Source organism: Leifsonia sp. RAF41, assembly GCF_052114085.1.
Taxonomy (GTDB): domain Bacteria; phylum Actinomycetota; class Actinomycetes; order Actinomycetales; family Microbacteriaceae; genus Leifsonia.
In genome coordinates this window covers 1,520,467-1,539,934 of sequence record NZ_JBFREB010000001.1, presented here as the reverse complement: position 1 = coordinate 1,539,934, position 19,468 = coordinate 1,520,467, and the positions used below count along the sequence as shown (strand labels likewise).

Sequence of the window (19,468 nt, the reverse complement as noted above, 5' to 3'; positions counted from 1 at the left end):
CTGCTACTTGGTGTCCGCGCCGGTTCCGCCGCCACCGGCGACGTCGAGGGCGGACTCGCGGATGTGGTCGACGAAGCCGTACTCCAGCGCCTGCTGCGCAGTGAACCAGCGGTCGCGGTCGCCATCGGCGTTGATCTGCTCGACCGACTTGCCGGTCGCCTCAGCGGTGATCTCGGCTAGGCGGTTCTTCATGTCGATGATGAGCTGCGCCTGCGTCTGGATGTCGCTCGCGGTTCCACCGAACCCGCCGTGCGGCTGGTGCAGCAGCACCCGCGCGTTCGGCGTGATGTAGCGCTTGCCCTTGGTGCCCGCGGTCAGCAGCAGCTGACCCATCGAGGCGGCCATGCCGATACCGACGGTGACGATGTCGTTCGGGACGAACTGCATCGTGTCGTAGATGGCCATACCGGCGGTGATCGAACCACCGGGAGAGTTGATGTAGAGGTAGATGTCCCGCTTCGGGTCTTCCGCAGCCAGGAGCAGCAGCTTCGCGGCGATCTCGTTCGCGTTCTCGTCTCGCACCTCGGAGCCGAGCCAGATGATCCGGTCCTTCAGCAGTCGGTCGAAAACGTTGGGCTGGATACCCATGTCGGCCATGTTCGCTCCATTTCCTTTGTCGCTTGGCATTGAATCTATCGGAGGGCCGCGCGCATTTCGGCGCTGTTCGCCCTCGGCAGAGAGCGGTGTCGCGGGGGCGGTACCGGCGGCTCAGTAGTCTTCGAGCGCAGCGGCGTACGCCGTCACGGCACGGCCGTACCGCGGGAGGTGCGGCGCGAGCGCGGCGAGGGCCTCCCGGAGCGCGTCGGCGCGCATCCCATCGTCGAAGAGCGCCAGCGCGGCGAACGCCCGGGCGGCATCGGCCAGGGGATGCTCGGGCTCCGCGGCCAGGAAGTCACGGAGCAGGCTCAACGCCTCCGCGGACCGATCGAGGTTGCGGAGCGTGCTGGCGAGCTGCACGATCGCCTGGCCGCGGTACGGCTCCACCAGTCCGTGGGCGAGCGCCGCGCGGTAGAAAGGCTCGGCGTCCACTTCGCGTCCGGCGAAGTCCCGTGCGCCTGCGGCCTCGAAGAGCGCCTCGGCGTCGGTGGCGGGGCGCTCGGCGACGAGCTCGTCGATCGCGGCGAGGGTCGCGTCCTCCCCCGCGTCGTCGGCGGCGGCCCAGGCCGCATCCACTCGCTGTCGCCAGTCGTCCATCTGTACTCCCTCATCCACATGACACAACACGCCGTCTCGTAACAGTACGAGACGGCGTGTCGGGTCAACCAGACAGAAGGCTTACTTGTCGTCGGCCTTCTTCTTCGTGGAGCGCTTCTTCGGCTTCTCCTCGGCGGCGGGGGCCTCGTCGGCCGGAGCCGCTTCGGTCGCAGCGTCGGTGTCGGTCGCGGCCGCGTCGTCCGCGTCGGCGTCCGCGTCGTCGGCGATGGCGGTGAACTCGGCCAGGTCGACCGGCTTGCCGTTGCTGTCGACGACCTTCACCTTGCCGAGGATGATCGCGAGGGCCTTGTTGCGGGCGACCTCACCGACCATCGACGGGATCTGGCCGTTCTCGGACAGGATCTTGACGAACTCGTTCGGGTCCATGCCGTACTGGCCGGCGCCCTGGATGAGGTACTGGGTGAGCTCGTCCTGGCTGACCTTGACGTCATTCTCCTGAGCGACCTCGTCGAGGAGGATCTGCGTGCGGAAGGTCTTCTCGCTGGACTCCGTCACCTCTGCGCGGTGGACGTCGTCCTCGAGGCGGTTCTCCTGCTCCAGGTGGCGGTGCACCTCATCCTCGACGAGCTGCGCCGGGACGGGGATCTCGACCAGCTCGAGGAGCTTGTCGACCAGCTGGTCGCGAGCGGCCGTGCCCTGGCCGAACACCTTGGCGCGCTCGACCTGCGTGCGCAGGCTCTGGCGCAGCTCGCCGATGGTGTCGAACTCGCTGGCGATCTGCGCGAAGTCGTCGTCGGCCTCGGGGAGCTCGCGCTCCTTGACGGCGTTTACGGTGACGGTGATCTGCGCGTTCTCGCCCTCGTGGTCGCCGCCCATGAGCGGTGCCTCGAAGGTCGTGGTCTCGCCGGCGGTGAGGGTGTCGAGGGCCTCGTCGATGCCCTCGATGAGCTCGCCGGAGCCGATCTCGTAGGAGATGTTGGCGGCGGTGTCGACCTCTTCGCCGCCGATCATGGCGACCAGGTCGATCTGCGCGAAGTCGCCGGCCTTGGCCGGACGGTCGACCGTCACGAGCGTGCCGAAGCGGCTGCGGAGGCGGTCGAGCTCCTCCTCGACGTCATCGACGCTGACCTCGGCCGCATCGACCGTGATGGTGATGTCGTCGAACGACGGCAGTGCCACCTCGGGGCGCACATCCACCTCGATGGTGAGCAGCAGGTCGCCCGAGAAGTCCTTCTCGTTCGGCCACTCGGTGATGTCCGCCTCCGGACGGCCGAGCGGGCGCACGTCGTTCTCTTCGACGGCCTGACGGTAGAACCCGTCGAGGCCCTCGTTGACCGCGTGCTCGAGAACGGCGGCCTTGCCGACGCGCTGGTCGATGATCGGCGCCGGCACCTTGCCCTTACGGAAACCGGGAATGGTCACCTGCTCGGCAATGTGCTCGTAGGCGTGCTTGATGGACGGCTGCAGCTCCTCCGGCGTCACCGAGATGACGAGCTTCGTGCGGGTGGGGCTCAGTTTTTCGACCGTGGTCTTCACGATGTCTGGGTTCTCCTGAATGTTCGAACGATGGTCTTCTCGCAAGGAACGAGGTCCTCGTCGGGGCGACAGGATTCGAACCTGCGACCTCCCGCTCCCAAAGCGGGCGCTCTAGCCAAGCTGAGCTACGCCCCGGGCAAAACGGTGCGAAAGACCGCCACCGAGTCTACTGCACGCCCGCAGGTGCCGCGTGTACTACGATGGTTTCCGGCCGTCACGCAGAGGGCGGCCACGGTGTCGCAGTTGCGGCCCCGGGGATGTAGCTCAATGGTAGAGCCTCAGTCTTCCAAACTGATTACGCGGGTTCGATTCCCGTCATCCCCTCCAAATCCCCCATCCGCGCCGCGAATGACGCCGTTTGAAACGTTTGCGGGTGCTCGCGCAGGCGCAGTCGTACCCAGACGCAGCATTCGCCGGTGCCCCACCGACGCGCAGCGTGCGATCGCGTCGCTGCAGCCGATCCGGCCCAGTCGCTGACCGCTATTCGTTGCCGACGCGCTTGTCGGCCTCGTCGCGGGCGCCATCGATCTTGTCGCCGAACTTGCCTCCCGTCGCCTTCTTCGCGGCACCGGCCACCCCGTCCAACAGCGTGTCGCTGACGCCCTCCGCCTGCTCGGAACTGAGCGCGTCCTTGACCTTCGGGTCGTTCAGGAACTCTTGCGCCTTCTTCGTGATGTCGTCGAAACCAGCCATGCGGCCATCCAACACTCAGCGCTGCAGGAAGGCCAGTACCGCGAGCACCCGGCGGTGGTCGTCGCCCGAGTCCTCCAGGCCGAGCTTCTGGAAGATCGACGTCACGTTCTTCTCGACCGCGCCGACTCCGACGACCATGCGGGCGGCGATCGCCGCGTTTGTGCGTCCCTCGGCCATCAGCTCCAGCACCTCCCGCTCGCGCGGGGTCAGCGTCGCCAGCGGGTCGGTGCGACGGGTCAGGAGTTCGCGAACCACCTGCGGATCGAGCACGGTGCCGCCGGCGGCGACGCGGGTGACCGCATCCTGCAGCTCGTCCAGCGAAGCGATGCGGTCCTTCAGCAGGTAGCCGGTGCCACCCTCGCCGCCGGCCAGCAGCTCCTGCGCGTAGGTGACCTCGACGTACTGCGACAGCAGCAGTACGGCGATGTCGGGATGCTCGCGCCGGATGCGGAGGGCGGCACGAACGCCCTCGTCGCGGAAGGTCGGCGGCATCCGCACATCCAGCACCACCACGTCCGGCATCAGGTCGGGAAGCGACTCGAGCAGGGTGTCGGCATCCCCGAACGCGCCGACCGTGTCGAGGCCGGCCTCGTCGAACAGGCGGATGAGGCCCTCCCGCAGGAGGACGGAGTCGTCCGCGACGACAACACGCAGGGGTCGGTCTCCACTCGGCACGCACCCAGCCTATTGGCCTCAAGCAGCCAACCGTTCCTCGAAAAGTCCGATCGACACGCCGGCGAAGCGCACACTTTTCGAGGAACCGATGGGGGCTGGGGCGGGTCAGGCGAGCGGGATGCGCGCGCCGATTCGGGTGGGGCCGCCGAGCGGGCTTTCTACGGTCAGCTCGCCGCGCAGTCCGCGGACGCGCTCCTCCAGACCGCGCAAGCCGTGGCCGTCGACCATCGACGCTCCCCCGTGGCCGTTGTCGGTCAGCCAGACGTTCAGCCAGGCCGCACCCGCTGCATCCACCGACCGGTCGATGAAGAGGCGGGCGCCCGTCGCGCCGGAGTGCTTCGCCAGGTTGGCGGCCAGTTCGGCGAGCACGTAGTACGCGTTGCGCTCGATCTCCGGGCTGAACCGCTCCCCCGCGGCGAGGGACGACTCCACGGTGATCGGGATGGGGCTGCGGGCGGCCAGCGAATCGGCGGCGGCGACCAGGCCGCGGTCCTGCAGGATGGGCGGGGCGAAGCCGCGCGAGAGGGCGCGCAGCTCCTCCAGGGTGTCGCCGGCCTGCTGCCGCGCCTCGGCGAGCAGTGTCGCGGCGGCCTCAGGGTCGTCGGCGAGCTTGCGCTCGGCGGCGGCGATATCCATCTGCAGGCGGATCAGCCGCTGCTGCGGGCCGTCGTGCAGGTCCCGTTCCAGACGGCGGAGCGCCTGGTCCTCGGCGGCCACCGCCGCGCCGCGGGAAGCGGACAGGTCCGCGACCTCGCGCTGCAGCGCCTCCGACGGCCAGCGGCCGAGCAGCCCGCGGGCGACGGCGTCGTGCGCCAGGGTCAGTCCGCGCGTCACGAACGGCAGAGTCACGGCGAACAGCACACCGGCGATGACGTACAGGATGCGGTCGCCCACGATCGGGTCGAAGGTCGACTGGGTGCGGAACACCCAGTCGACGATGGTCTGCGACAGGAAGAAGTCGCGGTCGCCCTGCGGGATGAACGGCTCCCAGATCCACCCGGTCAGGCCTCCGAGAGCCACCGACAGCCAGACGATGGTCAGCGTCCACGTGACGACGCTGACGATCGGGTTGATCACGATCCCGTGCAGCAGGTACAGCCAGTAGTGACCGTTGGCGAAAGGACCGAAGATCGTCCGCCAGAAGGTGCGCGGGGTGCCCGGCTTCTCCCAGACCGGCCGCGGGATGGCTGGACGACCCGCCCAGTCGAGGCGGGTCAACTCCACGATCCCGAAACCGCGCGCGGTGTAGAAGGTCGCGACCACGATGAAGATGCCGACGTAGATGACGATGGTGCCGACGCCCGTCCAGAACAGCGACATGAGCACGGACAGCCCGATGATCGCGATCGGCATGGTGAGCAGCAGGAAGCCGAGCTCCCGGGGCACCCCGCGCCACAGCGACCCGTAGCGGGCGCGCGACGCGGGGGCGGTGGATGCGGTCACAGTGTCCAGGTTGGCAGAAGCGTTCTCAGTGGTCATGACTGGTGTCCTTTCGTGGGCCGCTGCCGCCATGCGGAGCGGTGGTGTCTTCCGGAACGGTGCCCGCGTGCTCACCGCGACGGACGACCACGAACTGGCCCATCATCCCGGCGTCCTCGTGAGCGAGCAGGTGGCAGTGGTACATGTACGGCGCGTTGCGGTCGGTGAAGTCGGTGAAACGGAGCAACAGCCGGAACTCACTCTGCGGAGGGAGGTAGATGGTGTCCTTCCAGCCGCCGAGCTCGGGTGGCGGCGGGTCGCCGTCGATCGAGGCGATCTGGAACTGCACGTCGTGCACGTGAAAGCTGTGCGGCAGGTCCATCGTGTTGGTGACGACCCACTCCTCCAGCGTGTCGACCGTGACGGTCTCGTCGACCCGGCCCGACTCCATGCTGCGGCCGTTGATCTCGTGGCCGTCCAGCCGGAAGCTTCGGGTCACCGCCGCGGAAGCGGCATCCCACCGCTCGATCGGGGCGAGGACGGGAGGGACGTCGGGTCCGTGAGTGAGCGAGGCTGCGGCACGCAGCTCCAGCACGTCGAGAGTGTCCGAGCCGGCGTTCATGCCCGGCAGGGGTCCCTCCAGGCCGAGGGCGGGAGGGAAGGAACGCAGCACCGCCCGCTCGCGGGGACGCACGGTGACCACGATCTCGGCGCGCTCTCCCGGCGAGAGGCGGATGTGGTCGAGCGGGACCGGCGCGGGCAGCAGTCCGCCGTCGGTCGCGACGAGCGCGACCGTCCGCCGGTCGGCGAATCCGAAGTCGTAGGTGCGTGCAGCCGACGCGTTCAGCAACCGCAGGCGGACCCGGTCAGAGGAGACGTCGACGTAGGGGCCGACCACGCCGTTCACCACCAGGGTGTCGCCGATCGGGCCGATGAAGCCAGACACCCCGTCGGTGAACTGGCCATCGGACGCGAACCGCTTGTCCTGCACGATGACCGGGAGGTCGTCGACCCCGTACGTGCGCGGAAGCGCCAGCGCCTCCTCCTGCGGGTCGTGGATGAGGAACATTCCGGCCATGCCCAGCTGGACCTGCTCCTCCGTCCGGCCATGCAGGTGCGGGTGATACCAGAGGGTCGCGGCGGGCTGGTCCACACGCCAGGTCGGCTGCCACACCTCGCCCGGAGACACCATCTGGTGGGGACCGCCGTCCATGCGTGCCGGGAGGTGCATCCCATGCCAGTGGACGCTGGTCTCTTCAGTGAGGTGATTGGTCACGCGGACGCGCACCGTGTCGCCGCGCTCGGCCACGAGCGTCGGTCCGAGGTAGGCGCCGTCGAAACCCCAGGTCGTGGTCTGCTTGCCCGGCAGGAACTCGGTGGTGCCGGCTCGGGCATCCAACTCGAAGCTCTTCGTGCCATCCGGGGCGACCGTCGGTGTCGCCAACGGCGGCACCGGCAGGGCGGTCGCGAAGTCGACTTTTCCCACGGTATCGATCGTGCCTGCACCCTGTCCGCTGCACGCGGCGAGAGAGACCGCAGCGGCCACCGCAGTCGAAACCGCCAGAGCGAGGGCGATGGCGGATGCACGGGGGCGGCGGAGTCTCGAAGTCACGATTCGAGCCTGGTCGAGCTCGGCGGGCGGACCCATCCCACCGCCCTCCCAAATGGTCCGGGGGTTAACCCGACCTTAGTTAGCGGAGCCTTCGCTTCGTTGCGGAATTCCGCGGCCTGAGTAGCGTTGAGCCAGGCAGAAGAAAGGACGCCCACCCATGACGGACATCGCTGCAACCCAGAGTGTCTCCAACCCGGACATCGCGGCCGGGGTCGCCCAGTTCCTCACCCCCGTGGTGATCGACCTCACGGCGATCGTGGTGAACGGTAAGCAGGCGCACTGGCACGTGCGCGGCGCCAACTTCATCGGCGTGCACGAGCTGCTCGACACGATCGTCGACCACGCGCAGGAGTGGGCCGACCTGGCCGCGGAGCGCATCGTCGCCCTCGGCCTGCCCGTGGATGCGCGCCTCGGCACGGTTGCGGCGAAGACGACGACCGGCGAACTCACCGCGGGCTTCCGCCCGTCGAACGAGACCATCGCCGAGGTCATCGCGCAGCTCGACGCGGCCCTCGCCGGCGTGAACACGGCCGTCCGCGAGCTCGCCGAGCTCGACCAGACCAGCCAGGACGTCGCCATCGAAATCGCTCGCGGCCTCGACAAGGACCGCTGGTTCCTGTTCGCGCACATCAGCGAGTAGGCGCACACTCACTCGAAGGGCCGTCCGCGAACGCGGGCGGCCCTTCGTCGTTCCGCCGTGGACACTCCCGGCGTCGCCCCACTACGCTCTGGCCATGGTCCGCCGGGTGATCGTCGCGTTCGCGCTGGGCGTGGTCGCGGTGGTCGGGCTGCTGGTGGCACCCGCGGCGGGGGCTGCGCCGATCACGACCTTCGACGTGCTGAAGGCGATGAACGACGAGGAGCAGGACAAGTACCTCGCGGAGCATCCCGAGCTGGACATCCAGCTCGCGAACACCGACCCGGACGCCGTCCACGACGAGTGGGTCTCCCTCGACGCGGAGACGCGGAGAGATGCGATCGAGACACTCCCGGAGATCGTCGGGAACCTGGACGGGATCGACTACCGCGACCGCGAGAAGGCGAATCGCCGAGCACTGACGCACGCGCTCGCGACGGAGAAGCGCGCGCTGGAGAAGCATCCGGACGACGCCCAGGCGCAGCGGGTGCTCGTCTCGCTCATGGCCGTCCAGAAGGCCCTGAAGGGCAAGCGGACGCCGGCGCGGCACCTGATCGGGCTGAGTCTCGACCGGCCGCCGCTCGCGGCGATCGCCCTCGGCGACCTCGACTCGGCGTCCGACATCACCTTCGTCGTGCCCGGCATGGGCACCTACACCGACGACATGCAGCTGTGGACGCAGTCCGCCCAGAACCTGTGGGACGAGCAGGGCGAGGTGGGCGCGCCGACCCGGCGGGCCGTGGTGTCGTGGATCGGATACGTGACTCCCCCGCCCGGTGTGGACGCAGCCCTCGGCGACTATGCAGCCCGCGGCGCGCCGCTGCTCACGGCCGACCTGCGCGGCGTGAACGCGGTGCGGGTGGATGCGCTCCCCCGCGCCCTGAACGTCGTGGCGCACTCGTACGGCACGACGACGAGTGCGAATGCGCTGTCGGACGCACGCGACCTCGGTGTCTACGCCTTCGTGATGCTGGGCTCGGCCGGGATCGAGGAGCGCATCCCGAACGCGAGCGCGCTGCACACGCAGCACGTGTACGCGGGTGAGGCCGAGGCGGACGGCGAAGCTCGATTCGGCCGTTTCACCCGACGGGACCCGCGGTCGCCGTCCTTCGGGGCGACGGTGATCAGCGTCGACGGGGACACGGCGGCCGACCTCCTGCCGGTCACCGGGCACGCGCCCGTGCTGCACTCGCCGTGGAACGACGACCCGCTGTCGAGCGCCTGGTCGCACATCACGAACACCGCGCTGTTCGAGCAGAAGTACGCCGAGCACCTCGCCCATTACGGGTATCTGGATGCGTACACCGAGTCGCTGCGGAACGCTGCGATCGCGACGGTGCCCGGCCCCGACCGTCTCCTGCTGCGCGGGCACTGAGCAGAGCCCCCGCCCACATTCGTGACGAATGTCCCGAATACGGCGGCCAAAGCGGACATTCGTGACGAATGTTGCGATGCAGCCAAAGCGGAAATTCGTGACGAATGTCCGAAATACGCCGGCCAAAGCGGACATTCGTGACGAATCCGCGCCGCAGGGACGTCAGTGGAGGGCGTCGTGGGTGAAGCGGCCGGCGAGGAGGGTTGCCGCGACGGGGATCGTGCGCAGGTCGTCGGGCGCGCACGCGAAGGGGTCGCGATCGACCACGACGAGGTCGGCCGGCTGCCCCGGCGCGACCGCGGAGCGAACGGATGCCCTCAGCGCCACCTCGGCGGAGACCGACTGCTCAGGATGCCACGGCTCGCGGCCGTCGCGGGTGCGGCCGACGGCCGACGCGATCGCCGCCCACGGGTCGAGTGGCGCGACCGGCGCGTCGGAGCCGAAGGCGAGCCGGGCGCCGGACGCGTGCAGCGCGGCGAGCGGGAAGGCGAGGTCGGTACGCCCTTCCCACAGCCGGTCGGCCACGTCCCGATCGTCCATCGCGTGCTCGGGTTGCACACTGGCGGTCACCCCGAGGCGGCCGAAGCGGGGGATGTCGGACTCGGCGATCAGCTGCGCGTGCTCGATGCGGCCGCCGGCGCCGACCTGCTCGAAGGCGTCGAGCGCGCGACGGTTCGCCTCGTCGCCGATGGCGTGGACCGCGGGCTCCAGACCGTGTGAGACGGCGAACCGCATCCGCTCCACCAGTTCGGCCGGCGTGAGGTTCGCGACTCCGTGGCCGCCGTCGGGGTAGGCGTGGGAGCACAGAGCGGTCCGGGTGTTGAGGGAGCCGTCCGAGATGACCTTGAACGGGCCGACGGTGAGGAGGCCCGCTGTTCCTGGTATCGAGTCGCCGGTACGCAGTCCGAGGTCTGCGGCGCGCGACAGATGGTCGCCGTAGATTCCGAACTCGACACGGAGGCTGTCCGCACCCGCGGCCATGCGCCGCGTCCAGACGTCCAGGTTCCACCCGTACTCGAGGTCGACGATGCCGACGACCCCGCGCGCCGCTGCGGCACGCGCGGCGTCGTCCGCCCAGCGGTCGAGCGTCGCGTCGTCCGCGGCGGCGAGCAGGCTGGTCACGGCGAAGCTGGCGTCTTCGCGCAGCACCGCGTCCGTCGAGTCCGGCGCGAACCGCTGGGCCGCTGCAGTGTTGAGCCACGAGCAGTGCAGGTCACCCGCGATCAGCACCACGGGACGGGCGGCCGCCGCATCCAGCAGCTCGCGGGTCGGGAGGTCGGGCCAGAGCGCGTCGTGGAAGCCGAAGCCGACGATGAGGTCGTCACCCGGTTCGGCTGCGGCGCGCCGGGCGACGAGCTCAGCGGCGTCGGCGGCGGAAGCGGCACGGGACACGTCGAGGCGACGCGCCGTCTGCGCCCACTGCGTGAAGTGCACGTGGTGGTCCCAGAGACCCGGGATCAGCCAGCGACCCTCGAGCGGGATGCGCTCGCCGCCGCCGACCGCGGTGTGCCCCGCGGGCGAAACCGCCGCGATCCGGGCGCCATCGAGCACCACATCCACCGGCGCGTCACGGCCGGGAAGCCGCACTCCGGCGAGGACCAGCGTCATCGGACGACGACCGTCATCGGGCGGCGCGGCGCCGGTCGTGGACCAGCTGCATCTCGCGGAGCAGGCCGGGGCTCGCGTAGGGGCCGTCGCCGTCGAGCTCGGACATGATCGCGTCGACGATGTGGTCGGGACGGTTCTGGCTCATCTTCTGCTTCGCGACCACCCGCGTCGGCGTCAGCCGCAGGCCGACCGTTCCGGAGGCGATCCGCTCGGCGTACCGCGCATCCTGAAGCGTTCCGCGCATGCGGCGAGGCGACGGCAGCGGGTCCTCGAAGTGGTCGACCAGCCGCGCGAGCACCTCGAGGTTCTCTTCGTCGCTCAGAATCTCCGGAATACCGGAGAAGTGCGCGGTGACGAAGTTCCACGTCGGCACCGCGGGGTTCTCGTCGTACCACCCCGACGAGATGTAGCCGTGCGGGCCCTGCACCACGATGAGGAGCTCGTGCTCCCCCAGCTCGTGCAGCTGCTCGTCCGGGCGGCCGACGTGGGCCAGGAGGCTCAGCTCCTCCCGCGTCTCATCGAGGATCACGGGGTAGTGGGATGCGACCAGCCCGGTCGACGCGGAGCTGACGAAGGTCGCCCACGGGTTCTCGCGAACGAGTCGTTTGAGCTCGTCGGGGTCGCCGAGGGTGAAGCTGGGATTCTGTCGCACGGGTTCCTCCTAGGCCTGATCCACCGGGCACCAGTACAGCTTGCGGCCGCCCAGCTCCTCCATGACGATGTTCGTGCCGCAGACCCGGCACGGCAGACCCTCGCGCTTGTAGACCCAGTGGCGGTCGTCACGGCTGGCCATCGCGCGGCGAAACGAGTCGTCGTCGAGGTCGTCCATCGTCATCATCTGTCCGGTCTCGACACCGATGCGCAGCAGGTGCACCCAGTCGCGCCAGAGCGCGCGGACCGTGTCTTCGGCGACCTTCTTGCCGGGCGTGTGCGGGTTCTGCCGAGCCCGGAAGAGAAGTTCGGCGCGATAGACGTTGCCGATCCCGCTGACGACGCTCTGGTCCATGAGTAGGAGGGCGATCGAGGTGGGCTTCCGCTTCACGATCGAGACGAAGCGGTCCTCCGCCTCCTGGCTGTCGTCGACCTGGGGATCGGGCCCCAGCTTCGCGATCACCGCATCCACCTGGGCCGGGTCGAGCACCTCGCAGGCCGTCGGGCCACGCAGGTCGGCGACCGCCGTGTCCGTCAGCAGCCGCACCCGGACCTGGCCGATCGGGTCGGGCGGAAAGGTCGTGATCTCGTCACCGACCTTCTCGGACTCGGCCATGCGCAAGCGGGTGCGGCGGGGTGCGCCGATCGAGTGGAGGGAGTTCTCGCCTTCAGCGTCGAGGATCGGGTCGAGCTCGGTCCCCCGCTGGTTGGTCTGCCCCATCCGCCCGTTCGCACTCGCGATGGTCGGATCGATACTGATTTCTCCCGCGAAATCCCACGCACCGTACAGCCCCAGGTGGACGCGCAACCAGAGCCCGTTGTCGAACTCGAGGAACATCTGCTTGCCGACCGCTTTGGCGTCGGTCATGACGTGCCCGTCGATGCGGGTCGCGTCTGACGCGAACCGGCCTTGCGGCGAGGAGACGGCCACCCGATGGCCGACGAAGTTGACTGCGAACTGCTTCGCGATGCGGTGGACGGAGTGACCCTCGGGCATCAGCGGTCCACGTTCTTACCCGCGATGTCGCCCGTGGCCTCGTACTCTGCCAGCTGGGCGATGCGTCGCACGTGCCTCTCCTCGAACGAGAACGGCTCGGCGATGAAGGCGTCGATGAATCCGGTGGCCTCCTCGACCGTGTGCTGACGGGCGCCGATCGCGATCACGTTCGCGTCGTTGTGCTGCCGGGCGAGGAGCGCCGTCGAGGTGCTCCAGACGAGTGCCGCCCGCACGCCACGCACCTTGTTCGCGGCGATCTGCTCGCCGTTGCCGGACCCGCCGAAGACGATCCCGAGCGCCTCGACGCCCGCCTGCTGATCGCGCACCACGGCGGCGGCCGCGTTGATGCAGAACGCCGGGTAGTCGTCGATGGGGTCGTACTCCGTCGGCCCGTGGTCGATCACCTCGTGACCGGCGGCCGCCAGGTGCTCCTGCAGGTGCGTGCTGAAGTCGAGGCCGGCGTGATCGGTGGCGATGTGGATGCGCATATCCACAGTTTAGGGACGACCACTGACCGCGCCTGCGGCGGTGGCTAAGGTGGGTCCGGTGGACACGATCCACACCCCAGATCCGCGAAGGAGTCAGCGTTGCCCGGAGAAAACCTCACCCGCATCGAAGCGCAGGAGCGCGCGTCGCTCGTCCGCACCCACAGCTACGACGTCACGCTCGACCTGACGACGGGGCCGGAGACGTTCCGCAGCACGACGACCGTGCGCTTCTCCGCTCAGGCGGGCGCGTCCACGTTCATCGATGCCATCACGCGCACGGTCCACTCGGTCACGCTCAACGGGGTCGAGCTCGACCCGGCCACCGTGAGCGACGGGGTGCGCATCCAGCTCGATGGGCTGAAGGACGAGAACGAGCTGACCGTCGACGCCGACGCGATCTACACCAACACCGGTGAGGGCCTGCACCGGTTCGTCGACCCGGTCGACGGTGAGGTCTATCTGTACAGCCAGTTCGAGGTTCCGGACTCGCGCCGCATGTTCGCCGTCTTCGAGCAGCCGGACCTCAAGGCCGAGTTCACGTTCACGGTCACGGCTCCCGAGCACTGGGCGGTCGTCAGCAACTCCCCCACGCCCGAGCCGCAGGACGCCGGCGACGGCAAGAAGGTGTGGGCGTTCCCGGCGACTCCCGTCATCTCCTCCTACATCACCGCGCTCGTCGCAGGGCCGTACGAGTCGGTCCACAGCGAGCTCACCAGCCGCGACGGCCGCACCATCCCGCTCGGCGTCTACACGCGCAAGAGCCTCGCCGAGTACCTCGACGCGGACTACATCTTCGACAAGACCCGCGAGGGCTTCGCGTTCTACGAGGAGCGCTTCGACTACGCGTACCCGTTCGAGAAGTACGACCAGCTGTTCGTACCGGAGTTCAACGCGGGCGCGATGGAGAACGCCGGCGCTGTCACCTTCACCGAGACGTACGTCTTCCGTTCCAAAGTGACCGACGCGATCAAGGAGCGCCGGGTCGTCACGATCCTGCACGAGCTCGCCCACATGTGGTTCGGCGACCTCGTGACGATGAAGTGGTGGAACGACCTCTGGCTGAACGAGTCGTTCGCCGAGTACGCCTCCACGCTCGCCACCGCCGAAGCCACCGAGTGGACCGAGGCCTGGACGACCTTCGCCGCGATGGAGAAGAGCTGGGCCTACCGCCAGGACCAGCTGCCGTCGACGCACCCCATCGTCGCCACGATCAACGACCTGGAGGACGTGCAGGTCAACTTCGACGGCATCACCTATGCGAAGGGCGCATCGGTGCTCAAGCAGCTGGTGGCCTGGGTCGGGCAGGACGACTTCCTCGCCGGTGTCGCGCAGTACTTCAAGAAGCACGCGCACGGGAACACCGAGCTCAAGGACCTCCTGGTCGAGCTGGAGGCGACCAGCGGCCGCGACCTGACCGACTGGTCGAAGAAGTGGCTGGAGACCGCGGGCGTCAACACGCTGCGCCCGGAGCTCGAGGTGGATGCCGACGGCACCATCACGTCGTTCGCCGTGATGCAGTCGGCAGCGGCCGACTACCCGACCATCCGTCCGCACCGGCTGGCGATCGGCCTCTACAGCCTCCAGGAAGGCAAACTCGTGCGCGATCAGCGCATCGAGCTGGATGTGGACGGCGAGCGGACCGAGGTCACCGACCTTGTCGGCACTCGTCGCCCCGACCTCATCCTGATCAACGACGACGACCTCGCCTACGCGAAGATCCGCCTCGACGAGGAGTCGCTGAAGGTCGCGATCGAGCACCTCTCCGACATCGAGAGCCCGCTCGCGCGGTCCCTGGTCTGGGGCGCGGTGTGGGATGCGACCCGCGACGCCGAGACCGGCGCTGGCGACTACGTGCGCCTGGTGCTCGGCAACATCGCGTCGGAGACCGAGTCGACCACGATCCGGACGACCCTCAACCAGCTGGTCCTCGCGGCGACGGCCTACGTCGCGCCCGAGCGGCAGGCGGAGACGGCGCAGGATGCCGCCGACGCGCTGTGGGAGCTGGCGAAGGGGGCCGAGGCGGGAAGCGACGCGCAGTTCCAGTTCGTGAAGTTCTTCGCCGCGCTCGCCTCGACCGACGAGCAGCTGTCAGTGATCGCGGGCCTCCGCGACGGCTCCATCACGCTCGACGGCCTGACGATCGACACCGACCTCTCCTGGGAGCTGCTGGTCGCTCTCGTCGCGGGAGGGGCGGCCGGGACCGCCGAGATCGACGCGGCCCTCGCCGCGGACAACACCGCGAACGGCGGCCAGTTCGCCGCCCAGGCACGCGCCAGCATCCCGACGCTCGAGGGCAAGCAGGCGGCGTGGGATTCGGTGTTCGGCTCGGACAACCTGCCGAACACGATCGTCCGGTACACGGGGATCGGGTTCCAGCGCGCGAAGGACAAGAGCGTGCTGGCCCAGTTCGTCGAGCCGTACTTCGCGGCCTTGCAGGGCGTCTGGACCTCGCGCACCTACAAGATCGCCGAGTACCTGGTCGAGGGCATGTACCCGGCTCCGCTCGCCAACGAGGAGCTGCGGGACGCGACGCGGGCATGGCTCGACGCCAACGCGGAGCCGGCCGCGCTGCGCCGCATGGTCGTCGAGAACCTGGCCGGAGTCGAGCGCGCGCTCGCCGCGCAGAAGCGCGACGCGCTGGCCTGAATACGGCCGCGTCGAGCGGCACTGACAACCTCCGCTCCCCGGGATCCCGCCGATTCCGCGGGAGCGGAGGTTCGTCGTTTCCGGCCGTCCGCCTCGCCGTAGTACCGCGGGTGGATGTTGCCGCCGACTTCGCGCCCCTAGTCTCGGAGTCATGATCCAACTCGATCACCTCACGAAACGGTTCGGCGCGAAAACCGCCGTCGACGACATCACCGTGACCATCCAGCCGGGCAAGGTCACCGGCTTTCTGGGCCCCAACGGCGCAGGCAAGTCCACGACCATGCGGATGATCATGGGCCTCGACCGCCCGACCAGCGGCAGCGCTCTCATCAACGGGAAGCGCTACGCGGAGTTCCGCTCCCCTCTCACCGAGGTGGGTGCCCTGCTCGACGCCAAGGCCATCCACACCGGGCGCACCGCCTATGCGCACCTGCTCTCGCTCGCGGCGACCCACGGCATCCCGAAGGCCCGCGTCCACGAGGTCATCGGCATGACCGGCCTGGAGTCGGTCGCCAGCAAGCGCGTCGGCGGCTTCTCGCTCGGGATGGGGCAGCGCCTCGGGATCGCCGCCGCCATGCTCGGCGATCCAGCGACCCTCATCCTCGACGAGCCGGTCAACGGTCTCGACCCCGAGGGCGTGCTCTGGGTGCGCCAGTTCGCGCGCCACCTCGCCGGGCAGGGCCGCACGGTCTTCCTGTCGTCGCACCTGATGAGCGAGATGGCACAGACCGCCGACCACATCGTCGTACTGGGCCGCGGCCGCGTGCTGGCCGACGCGCCCGTGGACCGCATCCTCGCCGGAGCGACCCGGCACGCCGTGCGTGTCCGCACCCCTCAGCCCGAGCAGCTCGCCCGGGCCGTGGCCGGTGCCGACGTCGCCGTCACGGGCGTCGAGGCCGAGCTGCTCGAGATCACCGGGCTGACCGCACCACAGATCGGCGAGGCCGCCGCCCGCGACGGGATCGTGCTGCACGAGCTCACGCCGATCAGCGCCTCCCTCGAAGAGGCGTACCTCGAACTCACCCAGGACGACGTCGAGTACCGCACGGAGGTCAGCCGATGAGCACCGCCACCGCATCCACCCCGGGTGCCACCCACCCGCACACCTCGCTCGGCCGACTCAGCTTCCCGCGGGTCGTCCGTTCCGAGTGGATCAAACTCCGCACGCTGCGTTCCACGTTCTGGACGCTCATCAGTGTGGTCGTGCTCGTGGTGGGCATCGCCTCGCTCGTCGCGTTCGTCATCCCGGACAAGACGACTTTCGTCGACCGCGTCTCCGCGGCCCAGCGAGTTGCGGTGGAGGCTCAGGCGGCGCACTTCGCGTCGACTGCCGCAACCGCGGGGCTAACGTTCGCATCGCTCGTGATCGCGGTGCTTGGCGTGCTGGTGATGAGCGGCGAGTTCTCGACCGGGATGATCCGCTCCTCGTTCACCGCGGTGCCGCGCCGGTTCCCGGTGTTCGCGGCCAAGGCCCTCGTCCTCTTCGTGGTCGCGTTCATCGCGGGCCTCGTCAGCTCGGCGGCGTCGTGGGGGGTGGCGGTGCCCATCCTGACCGCAAAGGGCTACACGGGCGATCTGTACTCGTCCGACACCCTGTGGGCGGTACTCGGCGCTGCCACCTACCTCGCTCTCGTGGCCGTATTCGCGCTCGGAGTCGGCGCCATCCTGAAGTCGACGGCGGGCGGCGTCGCCGGTGCCCTCGGGGTGCTCCTGGTGCTGCCGATCATCGCCAGCGTGGTGAGTGGCCGGACCCAGACGCAGTGGGTGGCCGACGCCGAGCACTACCTGATCAGCAACGCGGGTTCGGGGATGTCGGGACTCGCCAACGGCACGCTCGAGCCGTGGGCGAACGTCGTGACGGTCCTCGTCTGGGCGGCCGTGTCCTTCGTCGTCGGCGCAGTCCTGCTACAGCGCAGGGACGCCTGACCGGAAGCGTGACCTCCGAAGCGACACCACCGGAAACCCCGGGCGGACTCGGACTGCCGAGACCGCCCGGGGTGATCCGCGGGTACCTGACGGCCCATCCGGTCGTCGTGGACATCGTCGTCGCGGCGCTGTACCTGGTGCCGTCGATCGCGGGGGCCCTCATCGTCTCCGCCCGGGAACCGAGTGTTCCGGAGACGGTGCACCTGTTCCTGTCCGCCGTGGCGGGTGTCGCGTTGCTCGCCCGGCGCCAGCGGCCCGCGGTCGTCTTCGCCATCGCGACGGTGGTGCTCGGAGCGAGCGTCTTCCTGGGACGCGACGTGGATGTGCTCCCCACCCTCTTCGCGCTGTACGCGCTGGCGGTGTACCGCTCCATCCGCTCCGCCTGGATCGCGTTCGCCGTCACCTCCGCCGTGACGGTCGCCACGCTCACCGCCGAGGTGCTGCTCGCCCAGGCCAAGGTGTTCACGCCCCTGCAGACAGCGGCGCTGCCGTCCGGAATCCTGGTGCTCGCCTTCTCGGTCGTGGCGGTGCTGATCGGGAGCAATGTCGGTAACCGGCGGCGGTACCTGGATGCGCTCATCGACCGCGCCCGCCAGCTCGCGCGCGAGCGCGACCAGCAGGCCGTGATCGCCGCGGCGGCCGAGCGCAGCCGCATCGCGGGCGAGCTGCACGACATCGTGTCGCACAGCCTGACCGTGATGATCACGCTGGCCGACGGCTCGGCGCGGCTGGCCGGGACGGCGCCCGAACGGTCGGCCGAGACGATGGAACTCGTCGCGGAGACAGGCCGCGGAGCGCTCGCCGACATGCGAAGGCTGTTGGGCGTGCTGCGCGACGGCGACGGAGATGCGGCGCGCGAGCCGCAACCGGGTGTGGCCGACCTCGGCGGCCTCGTCGAGACCTTCCGTGCCGCCGGCCTGCCGGTGCGGATCACCGTGTCGGGTGTTCCTCCGGAGGACGCGGGCCAGCAACTGACGATCTTCCGGGTCGTGCAGGAAGGCCTCACCAACGCCCTGCGGTACGCGGCCACGGCAACCTCGGTCCGGGTCGTCCTGGTCTTCCAACCGGGAAGCGTCATCATCACCGTCGACGACGACGCGACCGTGCACGGAGCGCCGGGACAGGGCTCGGGGCGCGGCCTGATCGGGTTGCGCGAGCGAGTCGGGCTGTATGGCGGGACGTTGGAGGCCGGTCCGCGCTCGGGCGGCGGCTGGCGCGTACGCGCGGTGTTCGTCGCGGTGCGAGGTGCGCAGACCGCTACCGGCACAGCCACATCATCCCGCTCCCCCGAACCCCGTGAGGAAACCCTGTGACAGCCGGTCCCATCCGCATCCTGCTCGTCGACGACCAGCAGCTCGTCCGTCTGGGCTTTCGCATGGTGCTCGAAGCGGAGCCGGACCTCGTCGTGGTCGGCGAGGCGGCCGACGGCGCGGAGGCCGTTCGCCTCAGCGCCCTGCTCCGGCCGGATGTCGTGCTGATGGACGTGCGGATGCCCGTCCTCGACGGAATCGAGGCGACCCGCCGGATCGTCGAAGCCGACCAGGACGCGCGCATCATCGTGCTCACCACCTTCGACCTCGACGAGTACGCCTTCGGCGGCCTCCGCGCAGGGGCGAGCGGATTCCTACTCAAGGACGCGCGCCCCGACGAGCTGATCGCGGCGGTCCGCGCCGTCTCCGCCGGGGATGCCGCCGTGTCCGGGCGGGTCACCCGGGCGATGCTGGAGCTCTTCGCCGACCGACTTCCGACGGGGCCCGCCGCCGGCGGCGCCGGGGATGATCCCGCTGCGGTGCTCACCCCGCGCGAGCGCGAGATCCTCGTCGCCATGGGGGAAGGGCTCAGCAACGGCGAGATCGGGGCGCGCTTCTACCTGAGCGAGTCGACCGTGAAGACCCATGTCGGCCGGGTGCTGTCCAAACTGCACTTGCGCGACCGGGTGCACGCGGTCATCTTCGCGTACGAGCATCGGCTGCTGGAACGGTGAGCGCAACGCTCGGCGCGGGCGCCCGATCCAGCGACCGCCAAGCCGCGGCTGGGTAGGCTCGTCGGC

18 protein-coding genes and 2 tRNA genes are annotated in these 19,468 nt (G+C 69.4%); 8 read left to right on the top strand and 12 right to left on the bottom strand.

Going from position 1 to position 19,468, the window contains the following annotated elements; all coding sequences use genetic code 11:
• Nucleotides 1-3: 3 nt before the first annotated feature.
• From AB4Y74_RS07430 to AB4Y74_RS07415, 4 genes are all read right to left on the bottom strand, one after another.
• Nucleotides 4-597, bottom strand: coding sequence for an ATP-dependent Clp protease proteolytic subunit (locus tag AB4Y74_RS07430; RefSeq protein ID WP_441787385.1), 594 nt, complete (start codon nt 595-597; stop codon nt 4-6).
• Nucleotides 598-708: 111 nt separating this feature from the next.
• Entirely contained in the window at nt 709-1,194 is a 486-nt protein-coding gene (locus AB4Y74_RS07425) for a tetratricopeptide repeat protein (protein ID WP_441798465.1), read from the bottom strand.
• Nucleotides 1,195-1,275: 81 nt separating this feature from the next.
• Nucleotides 1,276-2,691: a trigger factor gene (gene tig / locus AB4Y74_RS07420; protein WP_441798464.1), complete on the bottom strand. Its 1,416-nt coding sequence runs from the start codon at nt 2,689-2,691 to the stop codon at nt 1,276-1,278.
• A gap of 60 nt (nt 2,692-2,751) precedes the next feature.
• Nucleotides 2,752-2,826 (bottom strand) — tRNA-Pro (locus tag AB4Y74_RS07415).
• A gap of 118 nt (nt 2,827-2,944) precedes the next feature.
• On the opposite strand from AB4Y74_RS07415, the gene AB4Y74_RS07410 reads away from it, so the two are divergent.
• A tRNA-Gly gene (locus AB4Y74_RS07410) sits at nt 2,945-3,018 on the top strand.
• Between the two features lie 153 nt (nt 3,019-3,171).
• Here AB4Y74_RS07410 and AB4Y74_RS07405 read toward each other — a convergent pair.
• The 4 genes from AB4Y74_RS07405 to AB4Y74_RS07390 form a co-directional block, all read right to left on the bottom strand.
• Nucleotides 3,172-3,384 (bottom strand): antitoxin, encoded by a 213-nt coding sequence (locus tag AB4Y74_RS07405; protein WP_441798463.1) that lies wholly within the window; start codon nt 3,382-3,384, stop codon nt 3,172-3,174.
• A 15-nt stretch (nt 3,385-3,399) separates the two neighbouring features.
• On the bottom strand, nt 3,400-4,059 hold the full coding sequence (locus tag AB4Y74_RS07400) for a response regulator transcription factor (RefSeq protein WP_441798462.1): 660 nt from the start codon (nt 4,057-4,059) through the stop codon (nt 3,400-3,402).
• Nucleotides 4,060-4,164: 105 nt separating this feature from the next.
• The gene (locus AB4Y74_RS07395; RefSeq protein WP_441798461.1) at nt 4,165-5,538 is read right to left on the bottom strand and encodes a sensor histidine kinase; all 1,374 of its coding nucleotides are present in this window, start codon (nt 5,536-5,538) and stop codon (nt 4,165-4,167) included.
• Nucleotides 5,528-7,090, bottom strand: coding sequence for a multicopper oxidase family protein (locus AB4Y74_RS07390; protein ID WP_441798460.1), 1,563 nt, complete (start codon nt 7,088-7,090; stop codon nt 5,528-5,530). Before AB4Y74_RS07390 ends, AB4Y74_RS07395 begins: the two co-directional genes overlap by 11 nt.
• A 157-nt stretch (nt 7,091-7,247) precedes the next feature.
• On the opposite strand from AB4Y74_RS07390, the gene AB4Y74_RS07385 reads away from it, so the two are divergent.
• Together AB4Y74_RS07385 and AB4Y74_RS07380 are read left to right on the top strand one after the other, a co-directional pair.
• Nucleotides 7,248-7,730 (top strand): Dps family protein, encoded by a 483-nt coding sequence (locus AB4Y74_RS07385; protein WP_441798459.1) that lies wholly within the window; start codon nt 7,248-7,250, stop codon nt 7,728-7,730.
• Nucleotides 7,731-7,824: 94 nt separating this feature from the next.
• Nucleotides 7,825-9,102 (top strand): alpha/beta hydrolase, encoded by a 1,278-nt coding sequence (locus AB4Y74_RS07380; protein ID WP_441798458.1) that lies wholly within the window; start codon nt 7,825-7,827, stop codon nt 9,100-9,102.
• 162 nt (nt 9,103-9,264) lie between these two features.
• On the opposite strand, the gene AB4Y74_RS07375 is transcribed toward AB4Y74_RS07380, so the two are convergent.
• From AB4Y74_RS07375 to AB4Y74_RS07360, 4 genes are read right to left on the bottom strand one after another with little or no spacing between them, the layout of a single operon-like run.
• Nucleotides 9,265-10,710, bottom strand: a complete 1,446-nt coding sequence (locus tag AB4Y74_RS07375) for an amidohydrolase (RefSeq protein ID WP_441798457.1) — start codon at nt 10,708-10,710, stop codon at nt 9,265-9,267.
• Nucleotides 10,711-10,723: 13 nt separating this feature from the next.
• Nucleotides 10,724-11,362 (bottom strand): FMN-binding negative transcriptional regulator, encoded by a 639-nt coding sequence (locus tag AB4Y74_RS07370; RefSeq protein ID WP_441798456.1) that lies wholly within the window; start codon nt 11,360-11,362, stop codon nt 10,724-10,726.
• Between the two features lie 9 nt (nt 11,363-11,371).
• Nucleotides 11,372-12,358: an Fpg/Nei family DNA glycosylase gene (locus tag AB4Y74_RS07365; protein WP_441798455.1), complete on the bottom strand. Its 987-nt coding sequence runs from the start codon at nt 12,356-12,358 to the stop codon at nt 11,372-11,374.
• A complete protein-coding gene (locus AB4Y74_RS07360; protein ID WP_441798454.1) occupies nt 12,358-12,846 on the bottom strand; it encodes a ribose-5-phosphate isomerase in 489 nt (162 codons plus the stop codon). Before AB4Y74_RS07360 ends, AB4Y74_RS07365 begins: the two co-directional genes overlap by 1 nt.
• A gap of 99 nt (nt 12,847-12,945) precedes the next feature.
• Between AB4Y74_RS07360 and pepN the strand changes: the two genes are divergently transcribed.
• The 5 genes from pepN (at nt 12,946) to AB4Y74_RS07335 (ending at nt 19,402) form a co-directional block, all read left to right on the top strand.
• Entirely contained in the window at nt 12,946-15,492 is a 2,547-nt protein-coding gene (gene pepN / locus AB4Y74_RS07355; RefSeq protein ID WP_441798453.1) for an aminopeptidase N, read from the top strand.
• A 151-nt stretch (nt 15,493-15,643) separates the two neighbouring features.
• Complete coding sequence (locus AB4Y74_RS07350) at nt 15,644-16,555, top strand: ATP-binding cassette domain-containing protein (protein ID WP_441798452.1); 912 nt, start codon at nt 15,644-15,646, stop codon at nt 16,553-16,555.
• Entirely contained in the window at nt 16,552-17,418 is an 867-nt protein-coding gene (locus tag AB4Y74_RS07345; RefSeq protein WP_441798451.1) for an ABC transporter permease subunit, read from the top strand. Before AB4Y74_RS07350 ends, AB4Y74_RS07345 begins: the two co-directional genes overlap by 4 nt.
• A gap of 71 nt (nt 17,419-17,489) precedes the next feature.
• Nucleotides 17,490-18,731, top strand: coding sequence for a sensor histidine kinase (locus AB4Y74_RS07340; RefSeq protein WP_441798450.1), 1,242 nt, complete (start codon nt 17,490-17,492; stop codon nt 18,729-18,731).
• Complete coding sequence (locus AB4Y74_RS07335; RefSeq protein WP_441798449.1) at nt 18,728-19,402, top strand: response regulator; 675 nt, start codon at nt 18,728-18,730, stop codon at nt 19,400-19,402. Before AB4Y74_RS07340 ends, AB4Y74_RS07335 begins: the two co-directional genes overlap by 4 nt.
• The last annotated feature ends 66 nt before the right edge of the window (nt 19,403-19,468 follow it).

Coding starts and splice junctions, on each gene's coding strand:
- AB4Y74_RS07430 (WP_441787385.1), bottom strand. CDS start 597: ATGGCCGACATGGGTATCCAGCCCAACGTTTTCGACCGACTGCTGAAG.
- AB4Y74_RS07425 (WP_441798465.1), bottom strand. CDS start 1,194: ATGGACGACTGGCGACAGCGAGTGGATGCGGCCTGGGCCGCCGCCGAC.
- AB4Y74_RS07405 (WP_441798463.1), bottom strand. CDS start 3,384: ATGGCTGGTTTCGACGACATCACGAAGAAGGCGCAAGAGTTCCTGAAC.
- AB4Y74_RS07395 (WP_441798461.1), bottom strand. CDS start 5,538: ATGACCACTGAGAACGCTTCTGCCAACCTGGACACTGTGACCGCATCC.
- AB4Y74_RS07385 (WP_441798459.1), top strand. CDS start 7,248: ATGACGGACATCGCTGCAACCCAGAGTGTCTCCAACCCGGACATCGCG.
- AB4Y74_RS07380 (WP_441798458.1), top strand. CDS start 7,825: ATGGTCCGCCGGGTGATCGTCGCGTTCGCGCTGGGCGTGGTCGCGGTG.
- AB4Y74_RS07375 (WP_441798457.1), bottom strand. CDS start 10,710: ATGACGCTGGTCCTCGCCGGAGTGCGGCTTCCCGGCCGTGACGCGCCG.
- AB4Y74_RS07365 (WP_441798455.1), bottom strand. CDS start 12,358: ATGCCCGAGGGTCACTCCGTCCACCGCATCGCGAAGCAGTTCGCAGTC.
- AB4Y74_RS07360 (WP_441798454.1), bottom strand. CDS start 12,846: ATGCGCATCCACATCGCCACCGATCACGCCGGCCTCGACTTCAGCACG.
- AB4Y74_RS07350 (WP_441798452.1), top strand. CDS start 15,644: ATGATCCAACTCGATCACCTCACGAAACGGTTCGGCGCGAAAACCGCC.
- AB4Y74_RS07345 (WP_441798451.1), top strand. CDS start 16,552: ATGAGCACCGCCACCGCATCCACCCCGGGTGCCACCCACCCGCACACC.